Source organism: Curtobacterium sp. NPDC098951 (genome assembly GCF_044759965.1).
GTDB lineage: Bacteria > Actinomycetota > Actinomycetes > Actinomycetales > Microbacteriaceae > Curtobacterium.
In genome coordinates this window covers 171,159-190,195 of the sequence record NZ_JBIWAG010000005.1, presented here as the reverse complement: position 1 = coordinate 190,195, position 19,037 = coordinate 171,159, and the positions used below count along the sequence as shown (strand labels likewise).

At 70.7% G+C, this 19,037-nt stretch carries 16 protein-coding genes and 1 tRNA gene; 11 read left to right on the top strand and 6 right to left on the bottom strand.

What is annotated here, in order from left to right; genetic code table 11:
• Window positions 1–106 precede the first annotated feature (106 nt).
• The 9 genes from ACIQUC_RS14865 to ACIQUC_RS14825 all read left to right on the top strand — a co-directional run bounded on the left by ACIQUC_RS14865 (window position 107) and on the right by ACIQUC_RS14825 (window position 10,455).
• A complete protein-coding gene (locus ACIQUC_RS14865; protein ID WP_022908015.1) occupies window positions 107–1,369 on the top strand; it encodes an aspartate kinase in 1,263 nt (420 codons plus the stop codon).
• 17 nt (window positions 1,370–1,386) lie between these two features.
• The gene (locus ACIQUC_RS14860; protein WP_022908016.1) at window positions 1,387–2,439 is read left to right on the top strand and encodes an aspartate-semialdehyde dehydrogenase; all 1,053 of its coding nucleotides are present in this window, start codon (window positions 1,387–1,389) and stop codon (window positions 2,437–2,439) included.
• A gap of 94 nt (window positions 2,440–2,533) precedes the next feature.
• Entirely contained in the window at window positions 2,534–4,021 is a 1,488-nt protein-coding gene (locus ACIQUC_RS14855) for a malate:quinone oxidoreductase (protein ID WP_031263020.1), read from the top strand.
• A gap of 46 nt (window positions 4,022–4,067) precedes the next feature.
• Window positions 4,068–5,303, top strand: coding sequence for an Rv2578c family radical SAM protein (locus ACIQUC_RS14850; RefSeq protein WP_402268378.1), 1,236 nt, complete (start codon window positions 4,068–4,070; stop codon window positions 5,301–5,303).
• Window positions 5,304–5,472: 169 nt separating this feature from the next.
• A complete protein-coding gene (locus ACIQUC_RS14845; protein WP_402268375.1) occupies window positions 5,473–6,699 on the top strand; it encodes a sensor histidine kinase in 1,227 nt (408 codons plus the stop codon).
• A complete protein-coding gene (locus ACIQUC_RS14840; RefSeq protein ID WP_402268372.1) occupies window positions 6,696–7,952 on the top strand; it encodes a hypothetical protein in 1,257 nt (418 codons plus the stop codon). The genes ACIQUC_RS14845 and ACIQUC_RS14840 overlap by 4 nt, the downstream gene beginning before the upstream one ends.
• Window positions 7,939–8,640: a response regulator transcription factor gene (locus ACIQUC_RS14835; protein WP_022908021.1), complete on the top strand. Its 702-nt coding sequence runs from the start codon at window positions 7,939–7,941 to the stop codon at window positions 8,638–8,640. Before ACIQUC_RS14840 ends, ACIQUC_RS14835 begins: the two co-directional genes overlap by 14 nt.
• On the top strand, window positions 8,640–9,266 hold the full coding sequence (locus ACIQUC_RS14830; protein ID WP_402268369.1) for a thymidine kinase: 627 nt from the start codon (window positions 8,640–8,642) through the stop codon (window positions 9,264–9,266). Before ACIQUC_RS14835 ends, ACIQUC_RS14830 begins: the two co-directional genes overlap by 1 nt.
• A gap of 139 nt (window positions 9,267–9,405) precedes the next feature.
• Entirely contained in the window at window positions 9,406–10,455 is a 1,050-nt protein-coding gene (locus ACIQUC_RS14825; RefSeq protein ID WP_402268366.1) for an LLM class flavin-dependent oxidoreductase, read from the top strand.
• 57 nt (window positions 10,456–10,512) lie between these two features.
• Here the strand turns inward: ACIQUC_RS14825 and ACIQUC_RS14820 are convergent, their stop codons facing one another.
• The 5 genes from ACIQUC_RS14820 to ACIQUC_RS14800 all read right to left on the bottom strand — a co-directional run bounded on the left by ACIQUC_RS14820 (window position 10,513) and on the right by ACIQUC_RS14800 (window position 16,072).
• A complete protein-coding gene (locus ACIQUC_RS14820) occupies window positions 10,513–11,118 on the bottom strand; it encodes a response regulator (RefSeq protein WP_402268365.1) in 606 nt (201 codons plus the stop codon).
• Entirely contained in the window at window positions 11,115–12,257 is a 1,143-nt protein-coding gene (locus ACIQUC_RS14815; RefSeq protein ID WP_402268362.1) for a sensor histidine kinase, read from the bottom strand. The genes ACIQUC_RS14820 and ACIQUC_RS14815 overlap by 4 nt, the downstream gene beginning before the upstream one ends.
• A 132-nt stretch (window positions 12,258–12,389) precedes the next feature.
• Window positions 12,390–12,463: transfer RNA gene (locus ACIQUC_RS14810), tRNA-Pro, on the bottom strand.
• 94 nt (window positions 12,464–12,557) lie between these two features.
• Window positions 12,558–13,514: a metallophosphoesterase gene (locus ACIQUC_RS14805; protein ID WP_402268359.1), complete on the bottom strand. Its 957-nt coding sequence runs from the start codon at window positions 13,512–13,514 to the stop codon at window positions 12,558–12,560.
• A complete protein-coding gene (locus tag ACIQUC_RS14800; RefSeq protein ID WP_402268356.1) occupies window positions 13,511–16,072 on the bottom strand; it encodes a transglycosylase domain-containing protein in 2,562 nt (853 codons plus the stop codon). Before ACIQUC_RS14800 ends, ACIQUC_RS14805 begins: the two co-directional genes overlap by 4 nt.
• A 50-nt stretch (window positions 16,073–16,122) precedes the next feature.
• On the opposite strand from ACIQUC_RS14800, the gene ACIQUC_RS14795 reads away from it, so the two are divergent.
• Complete coding sequence (locus tag ACIQUC_RS14795; RefSeq protein ID WP_022907077.1) at window positions 16,123–16,281, top strand: hypothetical protein; 159 nt, start codon at window positions 16,123–16,125, stop codon at window positions 16,279–16,281.
• Window positions 16,278–16,739 carry a RidA family protein gene (locus ACIQUC_RS14790; RefSeq protein ID WP_022907078.1) on the top strand — a complete coding sequence of 154 codons (462 nt, stop codon included), beginning with the start codon at window positions 16,278–16,280 and terminating at the stop codon, window positions 16,737–16,739. The genes ACIQUC_RS14795 and ACIQUC_RS14790 overlap by 4 nt, the downstream gene beginning before the upstream one ends.
• A 78-nt stretch (window positions 16,740–16,817) precedes the next feature.
• Here ACIQUC_RS14790 and acs read toward each other — a convergent pair whose 3' ends face one another.
• Window positions 16,818–18,800 carry an acetate--CoA ligase gene (gene acs, locus ACIQUC_RS14785; protein WP_402268353.1) on the bottom strand — a complete coding sequence of 661 codons (1,983 nt, stop codon included), beginning with the start codon at window positions 18,798–18,800 and terminating at the stop codon, window positions 16,818–16,820.
• Between the last annotated feature and the right edge of the window lie 237 nt (window positions 18,801–19,037).

Below are 19,037 nucleotides of genomic sequence, written 5' to 3'. Positions count from 1 at the left end.
GATCGTTGCGTCTGCACCGGCTCCGACGCAACATCCTCGAAACACCGACTACCATCATGAGACCGCGTGACAGTCGCGGAACCGTCGTCCCCGGGAGTACCAACCAGTGGCCTTGATCGTGCAGAAGTTCGGTGGATCGTCCGTCGCGGACGCCGAGAGCATCAAGCGCGTGGCGAAGCGGATCGTCCAGACGAAGAAGGCCGGCAACGACGTCGTCGTGGCCGTCTCCGCGATGGGCGACACCACCGACGAGCTCGTCGACCTCGCGCACTCCGTGACGCCCATCCCCGCCGGCCGTGAGCTCGACATGCTCCTCACCGCGGGGGAGCGCATCTCGATGGCGCTCCTGGCGATGGCGATCAAGAGCCTCGGTGTCGAAGCGTCCTCGTACACGGGCAGCCAGGCGGGCATGCTCACGGACGCCCAGCACGGCAAGGCGCGCATCGTCGACGTCACCCCGAAGCGCGTGCGCGAGGCGCTCGACGCCGGGCACGTCGCGATCGTCGCGGGGTTCCAGGGCTTCAACCGCACGACGGGCGAGATCACGACGCTGGGCCGCGGCGGCTCCGACACGACGGCGGTCGCCCTCGCCGCGGCGCTCGAGGCCGACATCTGCGAGATCTACACCGACGTCGACGGCATCTTCACCGCCGACCCCCGCGTGGTGTCCAAGGCCAAGAAGGTCGACCGCATCACCAGCGAGGAGATGCTCGAGCTCGCGGCGTCCGGCGCCAAGGTCCTCTACATCCGTGCCGTCGAGTACGCCCGTCGGCACGGCGTCACCCTGCACGTCCGCTCCTCCTTCAGCAACGCCGAGGGAACCATCGTCTACAACCCTGCAGAGGGGGAAACCGTGGAAGAACCGATCATCACCGGCATCGCCGGAGACCTCTCCGAGGGCAAGATCACCGTGGTCGGCGTGCCCGACACCCCGGGCAAGGCCGCCGAGATCTTCACGATCGTCGCCCGTGCCGGCGCGAACATCGACATGATCGTGCAGAACGTGTCGGCGTCGAACGGCCGCACCGACATCTCGTTCACGCTCCCGAAGGACCAGGGACAGAGCGTCCTGACCGCCCTGGGCGTGGCGAAGTCCGACATCGGCTTCGAGGGCATCCAGTACGACGACCAGATCGGCAAGCTCGCCTTGGTCGGTGCGGGCATGCGCACGAACGCGGGCGTCTCGGCCGCGCTGTTCCGTGCCCTGCACGAGGCGTCGATCAACATCGAGATGATCTCCACCTCGGAGATCCGCATCTCGGTCGTGACCCGAGCCGACACCCTCAACGAGGCGATGCGCGTGGTGCACAACGCGTTCGGTCTCGACGCCGACTCCGAGGCCGTCGTCTACGCCGGCACCGGCCGCTGACCCGTCAGGAGCACCGCATGAGCACCCTCACCGTCGCCGTCGTCGGCGCCACCGGCCAGGTCGGCGCCGTGATGCGCCGTCTGCTCGAGGAGCGCGCGTTCCCGGCCGACCAGGTCCGGTTCTTCGCGAGCGCCCGGTCCGCCGGCACCACCCTGCCCTTCCGCGGGGGCGAGATCGTCGTCGAGGACTCCGAGACCGCCGACCCGTCGGGCATCGACATCGCGCTGTTCTCGGCCGGTGCGACCGCCTCGCGTGCCCTCGCGCCGAAGTTCGCCGCCGCGGGTGCGCTCGTCGTCGACAACTCCAGCGCCTGGCGCATGGACCCGGACGTCCCGCTCGTCGTGAGCGAGGTGAACCCGCACGCCATCGACGACGCGCCGAAGGGCATCATCGCGAACCCGAACTGCACGACGATGGCGATCATGCCGGTCCTCAAGGTGCTCGACACCGAGGCCGGTCTGCGCCGCCTCGTGGCCACTACCTACCAGGCGGTCTCGGGCTCCGGGCTCGCCGGCGTCGAGGAGCTGCTCGGTCAGGCGCGTGCGGCCCTCGAACAGGACACCGCCGCGCTCACGCACGACGGATCCGCCGTGACGTTCCCCGAGCCGGTCAAGTACGTCCGCCCGATCGCCTTCGACGTCGTCCCGCTCGCGGGCAGCATCGTCGACGACGGGCTGGGTGAGACCGACGAGGAGAAGAAGCTCCGCAACGAGAGCCGCAAGATCCTCGAGCTCCCGGACCTCCTCGTCGCGGGGACCTGCGTGCGCGTGCCGGTCTTCACCGGGCATTCCATCTCGGTCAACGCCGAGTTCGACCGGCCGCTGTCGCCGGAGCGCGCGACGGAGCTCCTCGCCGCCGCACCGGGTGTCGAGCTCGCCGAGGTGCCGACGCCGTTGCAGGCCGCCGGACAGGACCCGTCCTTCGTCGGTCGCATCCGTGCGGACCAGTCCGCCCCCGAGGGCCACGGGCTCGCGCTCTTCGTCAGCAACGACAACCTGCGCAAGGGCGCCGCGCTGAACGCGGTGCAGATCGCCGAGACGATCGTCGCGCGCCGCACGGTCGCCGCGTAACCCGACGCGATCCAGGAGGGACGGTGCCGGACCGGCACCGCGCCTCCCGGCGTTCTCGGCTCGGCTTGTCAGCCGACGCCGGTAGGATCGTCTGGTGGCAGTGAAGCAGGTGGACCCCATCGACGTCGTCCTGGTCGGGGGAGGGATCATGAGCGCCACCCTCGGCGCGATCATCCACCGGCTCGAACCCACCTGGCGGATCCGCGTCTACGAGCGCCTCGGCACCGTCGCGCAGGAGAGCTCGAACCCGTGGAACAACGCCGGGACGGGGCACTCCGCGCTCTGCGAGCTGAACTACACGCCCGAACTCGCCGACGGTCGCGTCGACATCAGCAAGGCCGTGACCGTCAACGAGCAGTTCCAGGTCTCGCGCCAGTTCTGGGCGCACCTCGTCGAGACCGGTGACCTGCCGGAACCGTCGAACTTCATCAACCCCACGCCGCACATCTCGTTCGTCTGGGGCGCCGACAACGTCGAGTACATGCGCAAGCGGTACGAGGCGATGAAGGACCACCCGCTCTTCGCCGGGCTCGAGTTCTCCGACGACCCGCAGCAGATCCGGCAGTGGGCACCGGCGCTCATCCCCGGTCGCAAGAAGGACCAGCCGATCGCGGCGACGTACTCGGCCGCCGGGTCCGACGTCGACTTCGGTTCGCTCACCCGCCAGCTCTTCGACCAGCTCGAGATCGACGGCGTCGAGTTCGAGCCCTCGCACCAGGTCACGAAGCTGACACGTTCGACGGTCAGCGAGGGCTGGGTGCTCGACGTCCGCAACGAGATCGGTCGTTCGACGCAACGGATCGCGGCGAAGTTCGTCTTCGTCGGAGCCGGTGGCGGCGCCCTGCACCTGCTGCAGAAGTCCGGCATCCCCGAGATCCGCGGCTACGGCGGGTTCCCGGTGTCCGGCGAGTTCCTCCGTACGGACGACCCCGAGGTCGTGCAGAAGCACGCGGCGAAGGTCTACGGCAAGGCCAGCGTCGGTGCCCCGCCGATGTCGGTGCCGCACCTCGACACCCGGATCGTGGACGGCAACTCCTCGCTCATGTTCGGGCCCTACGCCGGGTTCAGCCCGAAGTTCCTCAAGCAGGGCTCGCTGTTCGACCTGGTGAAGTCGATCCGTCCGCACAACCTGCGGCCGATGCTGAGCGTGGCCTTCTCGAACTTCGACCTCGTCCGGTACCTCGTCGGGCAGCTGCTCGCCTCGAAGCAGACGAAGTTCGACGCCCTCCGCGACTTCATGCCGAGCGCCGAGCCGGAGAACTGGCACCGGATCACCGCCGGGCAGCGCGTGCAGGTCATCAAGCCGGACAAGGACAAGGGCGGGGTGCTGCAGTTCGGTACCGAGGTGATCACCTCGGCCGACGGCTCGATCGCGGGGCTGCTCGGCGCGAGCCCAGGCGCCTCCACGGCCGTGCCGATCATGCTCGGCATGCTCCGGAAGTGCTTCCCCGACCGCTGGGACCGCTGGGAAGCCGCGGTGCGCGTGATGGTGCCGACCTACGGGCAGGACCTCGGATCCGACCCGGAGCTCGCGGACGCGACGCTCGAGCGCACGGCGAGGGTGCTCGGACTCCACCACTGACGTCCACCGGCTTGCGGGTCGTTCGAACATGTGTTCGAATGGCGACATGCGGTGGAGTGGTCAGGCGATCGATGCCACGCGGAGCGATGCGCTCCCCGGGCTCGAGTCGAACAGTGGGCTCGTCCGGAGTGTGACCACGCCGGAGTTCGCCGGTGTCACCTTCCACGAGGTGCTCGCCAAGAGCGCACTCAACCGCGTCCCCGCGGCGGACGGCAGCGGCACGTACGGCTGGACGATCAACCCCTACCGCGGGTGCAGCCACGCCTGCGTGTACTGCTTCGCCCGCCCGACGCACACCTACCTCGAGTTCGACGGGGGAGCGGACTTCGACCAGCAGATCGTCGTGAAGACGAACGTGGCCGACGTCCTCCGTCGTGAGCTGCGGAAGCCCAGCTGGGACCGCCACCCCGTCGCGCTCGGCACCAACACCGACCCGTACCAGCGCGCCGAGGGCAAGTACCGCCTGATGCCGGGCGTGATCCGCGCCCTCGCCGAGTCCGGCACACCCTTCAGCATCCTGACGAAGGGCACCCTGCTGCGGCGGGACATCCCGCTGCTGGTCGAGGCCGCACGCTCGGTGCCGGTCGACCTCGCGATGTCGATCGCGGTGTACGACGACGAACTCCAGCAGCAGGTCGAGCCCGGCACGCCGACGACGGCCGCGCGTCTGGCGACGGTCCGGGCGATCCGCGACGCCGGCCTGACGTGCTCGGTGTTCCTCATGCCGGTGCTGCCGTACATCACCGACACCCGTGCGCACCTCGACGACGCGATCGGTCGAGCAGCGGCGGCCGGCGCGTCGAGCGTCATGTACTCGGCGCTCCACCTGCGCCCAGGGGTGAAGCCGTGGTGGTCCGCGTGGCTGCAGCGCACCCGGCCGGACCTCGTGGAGCGCTACCGCTCCATGTACCTCGACAACACGTACGCGCCGAAGGACTACCGACGCTGGCTGGCCGACCGGGTGAGGCCGATCCTGCGGGCGCACGGCATGGGGCTCGGCACGGTCGACCCGACGACCGGCTCGATGGGGTTCTCGAACCGGCTGGTCAACGCTGGCGGAGCGCCCACGACACCGGCGGGCGCAGGCTCGGGGGCAGGGCTCGCGACCCCGGCGGGCGCACGTCCGGGGACAGCACCGGCGACGAGGGCGGGCGCGGTCTCCGGACCGTCGCCGTTCGAGGAGCAGTCCCGACCGACCACCTCACCGTTGAAGCGCGCGGACCCGGGCTTCGTCCAGCGCCTCGCACCACGGGTGGAACCGGCGCTGCCGACGCTCTTCTGACCGGGTCGGGTGGCGGGGGCGCGCTTCCGCGTTCGGGGGACACCGGGAACCTCCGTGTGCCGGTATCATCGAGCGGGTCGCCGATCGCTCCGACAATCGGGGTACACGATCGCGCCAACGGTGGTTGGATCGTGGGCGGCGTTCCCCTCGTCCGGAAGGACCCCCACCCGTGCTCGGCATCCCCACGCACCTCGCTCCGCGAGTCAACGCGTGGTCGACCGTGCGCGCCTTCCACGCCGCCGCCGTCGGCTCCCTCGCCGCCGCGGCGATCGCCCTGGTGCTCTACCGTCTGGCCGAGCCGGACGTCCGGGTGGTCAGCGCCGTCCTGGCCCTGGTCCCGATGCTCGGCATGATCGCCGTCCACGTGCAGTTCGGCACCTGGCGCTCGGCGATCGCCTTCCTCGCGGTCGGCGGGGTGTGCGCGTGGTGGTTCGCCGTCGTCGTGCAGCGGGAGGTCCCGACGGGGTGGGTCGCCTCGTACCTGCTGTCCCTGGCGATCATCCCGCTCGTGCTCGTCGGCGGTGCCGGCGCGGTCGCGGGTCGGGTGGCCCTGTGGTCGATCGCCGGGTTCGTCGTCGGTCGGGTCGCGACGTCGATCGCGGTCGCGCAGGCGGGCGGTCCGGCACACCCCCTCGTGCTTGCTTGGGTGACCCTCGCGTTCGTCATCGCCCTCGTGCTCGTCACGAGCCGGAACACCGGCCGGTCCCGACGCGTGCAGCCCGAGCTCCTCCGCTCCGCGCGCGAGGAGCACGTCTCGGCGTACCGCGCCGGGGTCGAGGCCGAGGCGTCGGCCATCCTGCACGACACGGTCCTCAACCACCTCGGCGCCATCGCCCTGGCGCCGGACGGTCCGATGGACCCGAACCTCGCCCGCACGGTCGAGGCGGACGTCGCGATGCTCACCGGCAAGGAGTGGCTCGCCCCGAGCGCACGCCCGGCCCGTCCGGAACCGGGCGCCGCGGTCCGGGCGTTCGAGCAGATGATCGACGAGCACCGTTCACTCGGACTCGACGTGACGGTGACCGGCGATCCGGCAGCGCTCGTGCGCCTCGAGCAGGCCGCGATGACCGCGGTGCTCCGTGCGGTCGGACAGTGCCTGGCGAACGTCCGGAAGCACGCCGGCACCGACGCGGCCGAGGTGAGCGTGTTCGACGACGGCGTCGCGTGCACGCTGATGGTCGTCGACGACGGGCGTGGCTTCGACGAGTCCGCCACCAGCCCGGACCGGATGGGTCTGCGGGGCTCCGTCCGCGAGCGCATCGGTCGTGTCGGTGGCGACGTGCAGGTGTGGTCGTCGCCGGGCTCGGGCACGAGCGTGATGATGTCGGTGCCCTACGGGGTCGTCACGGGGACGACCCCGGTGACGCCGAACGCCGGCACCGAGGTGACCCGATGACGCGCCCGGCACCGGTGCGGGACACCGCCCGCACCGCGCAGCAGCGGGACACCGCCCGCACCGCGCAGCAGTACGACCCGCTCGGCGCCATGGGGTCCCGTCCGCTGGCGATCGTCCTCGGCGCCTCGGGTGTGCTCTGGGCGCTGCTCGCCTCCGTCTTCGACCGTGACGTCGTCGGCAGTCCCACGCTGAGCGCCCTCACCGTGCTGCTGCTCGCGGCCTCCGGCACCGTGGTGTTCGTCGCGTCGAGTCCGTTCCGCGCACCCTTCCCACGGTGGGCGTTCGCGGTGCACGTGCTGCTCCTCGCGGCGGCGACGGTCACGAGCATCGCCGCGCAGTGGGGTCCGGACCGGAACGCCCTGAACGACTTCATGTCCCTGCTCTGCGCGACCGGGATCGTGATGACGGCCCCGTACCGGCCGTGGTCGGACCTGGCCGTCGGCGGGCTCGTCCTCGCGGTCGTGACCGGTGCCTCGTGGGGCGTCGCCGCGTCCGTGTTCCCCGCCGACGTGCCGACCGGCGTCGCCGCGTTCCTGGCTGCGGCGCCGACGCTCGTGCTCACCGCCGCCTCGGTCGCGTTCGCGTGGACGTTCGCGGGGCTCGCCGAGCGGGTGCAGATCCGCGCCGGCTCGTACTCGGTCGAGCGTGCGGAGCGCGACGGCATCGACGCCAGCGTGCAGCAGGACCGCACGACGATCCTCACTCGGGACGTCGCCCCCTTCTTCGCCGAGCTCCGCACGAAGGCGGTCATCACCGATGCCGACCGCGCCCAAGCCCGGGCGATCGCCGACGGCATCCGTCGTGCGATGGTCGCCGACGCGGACCGCACGTGGTTCGAGCAGGCCGTCCGGTCCGAGGGCGGCCCGGATGCCGTCGTCGACGACCCGGACGGACTCATCGCGACCCTCGACGCCGACCAGCGCACCGTCGTCCGGACGTTCCTCCGAGCCGCGCTGCGTGCGGCCACGGTCGACCCGGCGGGCTTCCGGGCGACGATCCGGCGCACGGGGTCGGACGACGCCGGTCCGGACGCTGCCGGGACCCGCGGCGAGGGCCCACCGACGGGCACCACGCACCCGCCGACGGCGGGCACCGTGTCCGTCGCCATCGACCTCGCCGTCGACGATTCGGACGTCGGCATCCACCGCACCTTCGACCCCTACTTCGCGGTCCTCCGCGTGACGTTCCCCGATCTGGACGTCGCGGTCCGACCCTCCGCCCTCGCACTAAGGTTCTCGTATGACCAGCACTGACCCGAGCCGGATCACGGAGGGCACGCCCGCCCTGCCGAACCCGGGGACACGACGCGTGCGGCTGGCGATCCTCGACGACCACGAGGTGCTGTTGGACAGCCTGTCGAGCTGGATCGCGGTGAACGCGTTCGACTTCGACCTCGCGCTGACGGCCCACACGTGGCTCGAGATGGTGCACAGCGAGAACTTCCCGACGGACCTGGTGTTCCTGGACTTCCAGCTCAAGGAGCCCGTTTCGATCGAGGCCCGCGTGCGCACCTGCCGTGCCGCCGGCGCGAAGGTCATCGTCCTGTCCAGCGTCGACAGCCGTGAGTCCCGCGACCGTGCGCTCGCCGCCGGCGCCGCGGCGTTCCTGTCGAAGTCGCTGCCGATGCGCGAGGTCATGGACGTCGCACGCGAGATCATGGGCGTCGCCCGCGACACCCCGCCGCAGCGCGACTGGCGTCCGCTGCCCACCGGTGCGAACGCGCACCAGCGGCCGAAGCTCAGCCACGGCGAAGAGGAAGCCCTGCGCCTGTACGTGTCGGGCTACTCGACGAACGAGGTCGCCGCGCAGATGAACGTGCAGTACGAGACCGCGAAGACGTACCTGCGTCGCGTGCGTGAGAAGTACAGCAAGGTCGGTCGGCCCGCGTCGAAGAAGTCCGACCTCATCCGTCGGGCGGCCGAGGACGGGTTCCTCGCGTAGTGGCGAAGCTCTACTTCCGGTACGGCGCCATGAACAGCGGCAAGAGCACGGGGCTCCTGCAGGCGGCGTACAACTACGAGGAACGCGGTCACCGGGTGCTGCTCGCGAAGCCGTCCGTCGACACCAAGGGCGATCGTGAGATCGTGTCGCGACTCGGGGTGACCCGGACGGTCGACATCGTGTTCTCGCCGGAGGCGGACGTCCGACGGGCCGTCACCGAGGCCGGTGCGACCGATCCCGAGTCCGCCCGGCTCGACGGCATGGTCCGGCCGGTCAGCTGCGTGCTCGTCGACGAGGCGCAGTTCCTCACGCCCCGCCAGGTCGACGACCTGCTGCGCATCGCCGTCCTCGACGAGGTGCCCGTCATCACCTACGGCATCCGCACCGACTTCCGCACCGAGGCGTTCCCCGGCAGCGCTCGCCTGCTCGAGGTGGCGCACTCCCTCGAGGAGCTGAAGACCATCTGCCGCTGCGGCCGCAAGGCGGTCTTCAACGCGCGCAAGGTCGACGGACGCTTCGTCTTCGACGGGTCGCAGGTCGCGATCGACGGCGTCGACGTCACCTACGAGTCCCTGTGCGCCAACTGCTACCTGACCGAGTCCGGTGGGCGCCTGGACGGCGCCTGACGGGTCCGTCCGCGCGGGCCGGTCGCGTGCCGTGGACCGGGCCGTCCGGCGGCCTGGAGGCGCGGTGCGGGCCCGCACCGCGCCTCCAGACCCGCACGTGGTGCGGAATGCGCGTCGCGCCGCCGACGTTGGCGACTGCATGAGCGACGCATCCGTGCACCTGTCCGTCCTCGACCTGGCGACCCGCGAGTACGGCCAGTCCAACACCGAAGCCCTGCAGGGCTCCATCGACATGGCGGTGCGCGCCGAGCAGCTCGGCTACGAGCGCTTCTGGGTCGCCGAGCACCACGGCATGCCGGGCATCACGTCGTCCGCGCCGGCGGTGCTGCTGAGCGCCGTGGGGGCCGCGACCTCCACGATCCGGATCGGCTCCGGCGGCGTGATGCTGCCGAACCACGCGCCCCTCGTCGTCGCCGAGCAGTTCGGCACGCTCCGGGCGCTGTACGGCGACCGGGTCGACCTCGGCCTCGGGCGTGCCCCGGGGACCGACGGCGCGACGGCGATGGCCCTGCGCCGCACCGACCGGCTCGACGTGGACGACTTCCCGGAGCGTCTGGCCGACCTCATCGGCTTCTTCACCGGCATGGACGAGTCGAACCCGCTGTCCCGCATCCGGGCGGTGCCGGGCTACGGCGACGTACCGGAGTTCTGGCTGCTCGGGTCCTCCGGGTACAGCGCGCAGGTCGCGGGGGCCCTGGGTGTCTCGTTCGCCTTCGCACACCACTTCGCGTCGGACAACACCGAGGCAGCGCTCGCGCTGTACCGGGATTCGTTCCGGCCGTCGCGCTTCCGCTCGGAGCCGAACGCCCTGATCGGCGTGCAGGTCGTCACCGACGAGGACCCGGCGGTGATCGAGGAGCAGAGTGCGCCGGGCATGATCTCGTTCATCCGCATGCGGCAGGGCGCGAAGCCCGAGCCGGTGTCGATGGAGGAGGCACGCGCGTACGAGTTCTCCGACCTCGAGCGCCGGTTCATCCAGGCGCGGACCGAGCGACAGGCGTACGGCTCCGCCGACGAGGTCGCGGCGAAGATCAACGCCCTCGTCGCCTCGACCGGGGCGAACGGCGTGATCGTCGCTCCGGGTGCCGCGCAGGCGCGGTACCGGCACCAGGCACTCGAGGTCGTGGCCCGGCTGCACGCGGAGGGGCGACTCGTGGCGGCGGGGGAGCCGGCGGTCACGTCGGCTTAGCGCCGTCGGCACCGCCACGCGTCGTCCCGCGAGGGCTCTGCGCCGGTCGGACGCTGCTCAGTCGACCAGGCCGAGGCGTCGCGCGGCCGTGATCGCGGCGACCCGGGAACCGACCTCGAGCTTCCGGAAGACGTTGTAGATGTGACGCTTGACCGTGCCGACGGCGATGCCGAGGTCCGCCGCGATCTCGGCGTTCGTGTGCGCGCGCATGACGAGCCGGAGGACCTCGAGCTCACGGTCGCTCAGCAGCGGGTCGGTGGGAGGGGTCGGCCGTGCCGAGGACCGTCCGGCCGCCGCGCGGACGATCCGATCGACCAGTTCGCCGCTCGGGGTCGTCTTGGTCACGAAGTCGGCGGCCCCGGCCGCGAGGAGCGTGCGGCGGAGGACCGCGTCACGGTGCATCGTCAGCACCACGATCGCGATGTCCGGACGCGTCCGGCGCAGCGAGGCGATCGTGGTGCGAGCGGGTGGGCCGTCGAGTTCGACGTCGAGCAGGAGCACGTCGACCGCGGCGGCCTCCACCGAGTCGAGGACGTCGGACGGTCGCGCGCCGTGCGTCACGACTCGGATCTGCGGGCGGGCGCCGAGGATCGCGGCGAGTCCCTCGCGGAAGAGGTGGTGGTCGTCGACGAGCGCGACATGCACCACGTCGGTCGCCGTCACAGGGCACCGATCGGGACGGAGAGCTCGACGGTGGTCCCCGCGCCGGGGCGGCTCGTGACGGTGCACCGGGCGCCGATGACCGCGGCGCGCTCGAGCATCGTCCGACGCCCGAGCCGTCCCCTGCGCTCCTCGGTGTCGTCGAAGCCCGGTCCGTCGTCCGAGACGGTGACCGTGAGGGTACGCGGCGACCAGGCGAACGTGACGGTGGCGGTCGAGTCCGGGGCGTGCTTGCGCCAGTTCGTCAGTGCCTCGAGCAGGATCGTCAGGGCCTCCTCGGACTTCCAGCTCGGAATCGGGACCGGCGTCCCTGTGGAGGTGATCGAGACCGCCGCGTCCTCCGGGAACAGGTCGGTCAGGTGGCGGGCCAGTGCGTCGTCGAGCCGGTCGTCGCCCACGCGGGCCCGCAGCGCCACGGCGAGGTCCTGCAGCTCGCCGAGGGCCCCGCGGAGGAGCTTCGCCGCGTCCTCCAGCTGGGCGTGCCGATCGGCCGTGCCGGCGTCCGCGCCGCCGCCGCGGGCTGCCGTGCCATGTGCTGCGCTGGCGTCTGCTGCGGTGGTGTCTGCCGCGGAGCCGGTGGCTGCGCTGGCGTCTGCTGCGGTGTCGGGTGCCGTCTCCGCGAGCAGGGCGAGGTCGACGCGCTGCACGCCGGCGAGGATCGAGTGCGCGATCCGGTCGTGAAGGTCCCGGGCGATCTGCGCCCGTGAGTCCATGTGCGCGCTGCTGGCGCGCTGACGGAGCGCCTCGGTGTACGCGATGGCCCCGGCGGGGAACCGGTTCCAGATCCCGGCGTGGAGCGCGCGGGCAGCGCGGAGGACATCGGGGGTCTCGACCGCCCCGACCTCGTCGACGAACACCGGCAGGTAGGCGTCGAAGAGCATCTCCGCCGCGAGCATCGCACCGGCGGGGTGCAGGGACTGCTCGGCGTGCAGGGCACCCGTGGCGAGGTGGTCGGGGTCGAGGAACGCGTCGCTCACGATGCCGGAACCAGCGCCGACGGCGTAGCGGGCGTGGGCCTCGCCGATCATCGACGTCACGTTGTCCGCGAGACTCTCGGCCATCACCGGGTCTTCGGCCAGCTCCGGGAACTGTGCTCCGAGCTGGTCGACCACGGCGGCGAGCTGGTCCGTCGAGTACTGCATGGCACGACCACGCTACCCGAACGAGGACCGGACACGACGTCGACGGGCATGCCTGGGTGGGACTGCAGCAGCAAAGCAGAAGGCCCTGGTTCCGGAGAACCAGGGCCTTCTTCGTACTGTCTCAACACAGTGTCGGGGTGACAGGATTTGAACCTGCGACCTCCTCGTCCCGAACGAGGCGCGCTACCAAGCTGCGCCACACCCCGTGGTGTGGTCACTCCGTACCGGAGCAACCCGAGAAGTCTATCCGATGATCGGGGGTGGTCGTGACCATCCGGCGAACTCCCGGGCGCGTCGTCCTCAGTCGGTGCGGGCGGTGAGGGTGACGACCACGGCTTCCGGACGGCACGCGAACCGGACGGGCGCGTAGATCGACGTCCCGATGCCGGCGGAGACCTCGAGCCACGACCAGTGCCCACGGTGCTGCCACTTGTGCAGTCCGCTGACGTACCGGCGGGGGAGGTCGGAGTTGGTGACGAGCGCGCCGATGCCCGGCACCTGCACCTGTCCGCCGTGGGTGTGGCCCGCGAAGATCACGTCGGCGCCCTGGGTGACGAACGCGTCCAGCACCCGGCGGTACGGCGCGTGGGTGATGCCGATGGCCACGGGGGAGGGGCCGTCCTCGTCCTCGGACCAGGGCACGTCCCCGCGCATCTCGTCGACGTTCGTCGGCAACAGGTCGAGCCGATCCCAGTCGCGGTGCGCGTCGGAGGTGCCGAACAGCTCGAACCGCGAACCACGCAGTTCGACGGCGTGCGCGTGGTCGTTCACGTCGAGCCACCCGAGCGACTCGAAGAACGCCGTCTGACGATCGATGTCGAGTTCGACCGGTCGGCTGCCGTGGTGGTGGGCGCTCGGCCCGGTGAAGTACTTGAACGGGTTGCGCGGCGTCGGTGCGTAGAAGTCGTTCGAGCCGTACGCGAACGCCCCGGGGACACCGCGGAAGGGCTCGAGCGCGTACTCCACCGCGGCGTTGGCCGTGGCGTGCCCGAGGTTGTCGCCGGTGTTCACGACGAAGTCCGGCTCGACGAGGCTCAGGTCGCGGAGCCACTGCTGCTTGTCGGCCTGCCAGGGCGCCATGTGGATGTCCGACAGGTGCAGGACCGTGACGTCGCGCGAGCCGGCCGGCAGCACCGGGACGGTCTCCCAGCGGATGCCGAACCGCCGTCGCTCGACGAGCGTGCCCCATGCCGCCGAGGCGGCACCGATGGCCGCGCCGGCTGCGGCGATGCCGAGCGCGGCGCGACCGCGGCTCACTTGCAGTCCTTGGGCGCCTTGCCGTTCTTGTCGCCGTACAGGGTCAGCGTCACCGCGGAGTCTTTACTGGCCGCGGCGTGCACACCCGGGTCGACCGTCGCGACACGGCACTCCTTGTCACCGCCGCCCTTGACGTACTCCTTCGAGATCGTCACGTTGGTGAACCCGAGCTGGTTGAGCTTCGACCGGGCCGTGTCGAGCGGTGCACCGGCGATCGCCGGCATCACGATCTGCGAGCCGTCGGACGTGTACACGGTGACGCTCGAGCCGTTCGAGAGCAGCGAGTTGGCCGAGGGCGACGTGGAGGAGACGGTGCCGGCCTTCGCGGAGCCGGGCTGCGCGCCACCGTCCACGTAGGTGAACCCGGCGCCCGTGATCGCGGCCTTGGCCTCGGCAGCGGTCTTGCCGGTCACGTCCGGGACGGCCTTCGCGTTGCCGCGCAGGGCGGACGACGACGGGTCCGTGAAGGGGCCTGCCGGGTACAGGGCGTTCATCGGGGTCTGCGCCTGTCGCCAGACGCCCGCACGGGCACTGGCGTAGGTGCCGTTGACACCGTTGCTGTAGTGACGGAGGTTGTTCTTGCCACCGTCGGTGTTGCCCTGCCAGTAGGCCGTGGCGACCCGCGAGCTCGAACCGACGAGCCAGATCTGGTCGGCGTCGTCGGTGGTGCCCGTCTTGCCGAACAGCTGGGTGCCGTCGTAGGTCTGGGCGCCGACCGCGGTACCGCCGGAGATCGTGCCCTTCATCGCGTAGACGGCCGTCTGTGCGACGGAGGGCTCGAGCACCTGCTTGCAGGTCTTCGGCTGGCCGCCCAGGCTCTTGCCCTCGGCGTTGGTGACGTTGTCGATCGCGATGGGCTCGCAGAAGGTGCCGTTGTTGGCGACGCCGGCGTACGCGGCGGCCATCGTCAGCGGCGCGATGTTGTTCGTGCCGAGGATCGACGACGGGTACGAGTTGAGCTCGGTCTTGTCGTCGCCCGAGTGCACGCCGAGGTCCTCGGCGGTCTGCTTGATGTCGCAGAGGTCGAGCTTGGCAGCCATCGACGCGAACGCCGCGTTCACGGACAGGGCGGTGGCGCGGGCGACCGTGTAGTTGCCGTTCTCGCCCGCCGAGTCGTTCTTCGGGGCCCAGTTGCCGTAGGTGGGCTCACCACAGTGCTGCCACACGGAGGTGTTGTGCGGGGTGCCGTTCACGGTCTCGTTCAGGCCGTGGCCCGCCTTCAACCACTCGAGGAGCGTGAAGAGCTTGTACGTCGAGCCGACCTGGAAGCCGATGCCGCCGCCGTACTTCTTGTCGACGCTGTAGTTGATCGACGTCGACGTCGGCGGGGACTGCAGCGACTGGTCGTAGTCCTTGTTCTGGGCCATCGTCAGGATGCGGCCGGTGTTCACCTCGACCGAGTCGAGTGCGGCGCCGAGCTTGAAGTTCGTCTCGGCCTTGTTGTCGTAGGTGTTGAGCACCTGCTTCTGCTGCGCGTTGGCGTCGATGTCGAGCGTCGTCTGGATCTTGTAGCCGCCGTTGCGCCACGCGGTGTCGCGTTCCTTCTGGGTGGCCCCCAGCTGCGACATCTCCTTGACGACCTGGACCGCGTAGTCGCAGAAGAACTGCGAGCCGTCGCCGACCGAGGCCTTGCAGCCCTGGGACGGCTGCGTCAGGTGGACGTAGTCCTTCGGGTTCGACTTGACGGCCTCGTCGTACTCGGCCTTCGTCAGGTGCTTCTGCGCGTACATCGACTTGAGGATGACGTTGCGGCGCGCGACGTTGGCGTCGTAGTACTTCGGGTTCGACAGGTTGCGCGTGTTCGGGGACTGCACGATCGCGAGGATCGAGGCGGCCTCGGCCGGGGTGAGGTCGGTCGCGCTCTTGTTGTAGTAGTGCTGCGCCGCGGCCTGCACGCCGTAGGTCTGGTCGCCGAAGTACGCGATGTTGAGGTACCCGGTGAGGATCTCCTTGTGGGTGTACTTCTTCGCGAGGCCGATCGCGAGCTTCATCTCCTCCAGCTTGCGGGGGATGGTCTGCTCGACGGCGTCGTTGTAGGCCTTCAGACGCTCTTCCGGCGTGGTGAGCTCGAGCGCCTGGTTCATCTTGATGTTGCGGACGAGCTGCATGGTCAGCGTCGACCCACCGCCCGACTCGCCGAGGCCGCCGGCGAGGGAGCCCACGCCCGCGCGGACGAGCGAGGTCATGTCGACGCCGCCGTGCTCGTAGAAGCGCTTGTCCTCGCCGTCGATGGCCGCGTTCTTCAGCTGGTCGCTGATCTGGTCGAACTGCAGCTCCTGACGGTTCTGGTCGTAGACCGTCGCGAAGTGCACGCTCTTGCCGCCCTGGTACGCGTACAGCTCGTTGCGCTGCGGGAGGTCACCGATCTCGATGTACTCCGGCAGGGACTCGAACACGCCGATCGTCGACGTCGTCGTGACACCGGCGACCGCGATGGCCGGGGTGACGCCGATCGTGACGAGCAGACCGGCGAGCACGCTGAAACCGACGAATCCGACGAAGGCGCCGACTGCTGAGACGGGCTTGGTCCGCGAGGCAGACGTCTTCTGGGCAGACATAGGATGCAGCCTAAACGACACCGCCGACTGAAAGGCTGGCAAGGATCTCCATGACTCGCTGGGAATACCTCACGACCCCGTTGATCATCCACAACACCACCGCCATCCTGAACAACTTCGGCGACGAGGGGTGGGAACTCGTCCAGGTCGTCACCGGCCCCGAAGGCGGCCTCGTCGCGTACCTGAAGCGCCCGAAGGCGGACGCGTGAGCGTCGCGGACCGGCTCGCCGAGCTCGGCCTGACGCTCCCCGCCGTCGCGGCGCCCGTGGCCGCCTACGTCCCCGCGGTCGTCAGCGGTGACCACGTCTACACCGCGGGGCAGCTGCCCTTCGTGGACGGCGCGCTGCCGGTGACCGGCAAGGTCGGTGCGACGGTGGACGCCGAGACCGCGACCGCCCAGGCGCGCGTCGCCGCGCTCAACGCCCTCGCCGCCGTCGAGTCGGTCGCCGGCTCGCTCGACCGGGTCGCCCGTGTCGTGAAGGTCACGGTGTTCGTCGCGTCCGATCCGTCCTTCACCGGGCAGCCGGGCGTCGCGAACGGCGCATCGACCCTCGTCGGCGACGTGTTCGGTGACGCCGGCGTGCACGCGCGGAGCGCGGTGGGCGTCGCGGTCCTCCCGCTGGACGCGCCGGTCGAGGTCGAACTGGTGGTGGAACTGACGTCCTGACGGACCGTCGGCACCACGACGGACGCGAGCCGCGCCTCCTGGCAGACCAGCCTGGAGGCGCGGCTCGCGTCGTTCCCGCTAGATGAGTTCCGCGATGGTCGCCATGATCGTCGGGTCGGCGAGGGTCGTCGTGTCGCCGATGCGGCGACCCTCGGCCGCGTCGCGCAGCAGGCGGCGCATGATCTTGCCGGACCGTGTCTTCGGCAGTTCGGGGACGATGACGACCTGACGCGGCTTCGCGATCGCACCGATCCGCTTGCCGACCCAGTCGCGGAGCTCCTTCGCGGCGGCGTCGCGGTCGACGTCGGCCGCTGCCTCGGCGGTGAGGATGACGTAGGCGACGACGGCCTGCCCGGTGGTCTCGTCGGCGGCACCGACGACGGCCGCCTCGGCGACGCCCTCGTGGCCGACCAGGGCGGACTCGATCTCGGCCGTGGACAGCCGGTGGCCGGAGACGTTCATCACGTCGTCGACGCGTCCCTGGATCCAGATGTCGCCCTGGCCGTCGAGCCGAGCGCCGTCGCCGGCGAAGTAGCGGCCGGGGAACCGCGACCAGTACGTCTCGACGAAGCGGTCCGGGTCGCCCCAGATGCCGCGCGCCATCGACGGCCACGGCTCGGTGATGGTGAGGTAGCCGCTCTCGCCCGGGTCGGCGCGGTGGCCGTCGTCGTCGACGATCTCGGCGATGATGCCGGGCAGCGGCGTCTGGGCGGCACCGGGCTTGAGCTTCGTGACGCCGGGTAGGGCGGAGATCATGATCGCCCCCGTCTCGGTCTGCCACCACGTGTCGACGATGGGCGTGCGGTCGTGGCCGATCACCTGGCGGTACCACTGCCACGCCTCGGGGTTGATCGGCTCGCCGACGCTGCCGAGCAGCCGGAGCGTCTCGAGGCTGCGGGCCTCGGGGACCTGGCGGCCGGCCTTCATCGCCGCGCGCACCGCCGTCGGCGCCGTGTAGAGGACCGTCACGCCGTAGGAGTCGACGAGGTCCCACCAGCGGCCGGGCTTCGGCTCGTCGGGCGTGCCCTCGTAGAGGACCTGCGTGACACCGTTCGCGAGGGGGCCGTAGACGACGTAGGAGTGCCCGGTGATCCATCCGATGTCGGCCGTGCACCAGTAGACGTCCTTCTCGGGGTGCATGTCGAACACGTTCTTGTGCGTGTACGCGGCCTGGGTGAGGTACCCGCCGGAGGTGTGCACGATGCCCTTCGGCTTCCCGGTCGTGCCCGAGGTGTACAGGATGAAGAGGGGCGTCTCGGCCGGGAACGCCTCGGCGGCGTGTTCCGGAGCGGCCTTCGCGACCTCGTCGTGCCACCACAGGTCACGGTCGTTCCAGGCGATCTGGTTTCCGCCGCGCTTGACGACGAGGACGTGCTCCACGCTGTCGGTGCCCTCGCCCTCGAGTGCTTCGTCGACGGCGGGCTTGAGCGGTGAGACCGCACCACGGCGCCAGCCGCCGTCCGCCGTGACGACGAGCTTCGCCCCGGCGTCCTCGATGCGGGCACGGAGGCTCTCGGCGCTGAACCCGCCGAACACCACGGAGTGGACCGCACCGATGCGGGCGACGGCGAGCATCGTGACGACGGCCTCGGGGATGAGCGGGAGGTAGACGACGACCCGGTCGCCCTGCCCGACGCCCAGGTCGGTGAGCATGTTGGCGGCGCGCTGCACCTCGGCGGTGAGCTCCGCGTAGGTGATCCGACGGGTGTCGCCGGGTGCGCCCTCGAAGTGGATGGCGACCCGGTCCCCGTGGCCGGCGCGGACGTGCCGGTCGAGGCAGTTCTCGGCGACGTTGAGCGTGCCGTCGGCGAACCACTTCGCGAACGGCGCGCCGGACCAGTCGAGGGTCTGCGTGAACGGCGTGCGCCAGTCGAGGAGCCCCCGTGCCTGGTCGGCCCAGAACGCTTCGCGGTCGGCTGCGGCTGTCTCGTGCAGGTCCTCGTGCGCGACGGCGTCGGCGACGAACTCCGGCGACGGGGGGAACGTGCCGAGGTCACCGGCGTCGGGGCCGTCGCCGTGGGCTCCGTCGTGGCGGGGGTCGGTCTGGGTCGGAGCGGACATCGAGGTCCTTTCGCGTCGTTGCGGCAGGGGTGCAGTCGGAGACTACCCCGCGTCCAGGGCCCCGGTGAGCGGTCCGTCCCGGCGCGGTTCCGCGGGGCAGAAGGGACGGGACGGGGTCCTCGTGCGTGGTCCCGTGGCCGGTCGTGTCGAGCCGGGCGGTGACGTGTTCGCTCACGGCGTGCAGGCGGCACGCCCGGAAGTCGTCCCGGGTATTGCTCCTGGCGGCCGATCATGGGG

Excerpts from the sequence above, each read along its gene's own strand:
- ACIQUC_RS14825 (WP_402268366.1), top strand. The coding sequence starts at position 9,406 with ATGAGCGACGCATCCGTGCACCTGTCCGTCCTCGACCTGGCGACCCGC.
- ACIQUC_RS14800 (WP_402268356.1), bottom strand. The coding sequence starts at position 16,072 with ATGTCTGCCCAGAAGACGTCTGCCTCGCGGACCAAGCCCGTCTCAGCA.
- ACIQUC_RS14850 (WP_402268378.1), top strand. The coding sequence starts at position 4,068 with ATGCGGTGGAGTGGTCAGGCGATCGATGCCACGCGGAGCGATGCGCTC.
- ACIQUC_RS14815 (WP_402268362.1), bottom strand. The coding sequence starts at position 12,257 with ATGCAGTACTCGACGGACCAGCTCGCCGCCGTGGTCGACCAGCTCGGA.
- ACIQUC_RS14835 (WP_022908021.1), top strand. The coding sequence starts at position 7,939 with ATGACCAGCACTGACCCGAGCCGGATCACGGAGGGCACGCCCGCCCTG.
- acs (WP_402268353.1), bottom strand. The coding sequence starts at position 18,800 with ATGTCCGCTCCGACCCAGACCGACCCCCGCCACGACGGAGCCCACGGC.
- ACIQUC_RS14795 (WP_022907077.1), top strand. The coding sequence starts at position 16,123 with ATGACTCGCTGGGAATACCTCACGACCCCGTTGATCATCCACAACACC.
- ACIQUC_RS14860 (WP_022908016.1), top strand. The coding sequence starts at position 1,387 with ATGAGCACCCTCACCGTCGCCGTCGTCGGCGCCACCGGCCAGGTCGGC.
- ACIQUC_RS14840 (WP_402268372.1), top strand. The coding sequence starts at position 6,696 with ATGACGCGCCCGGCACCGGTGCGGGACACCGCCCGCACCGCGCAGCAG.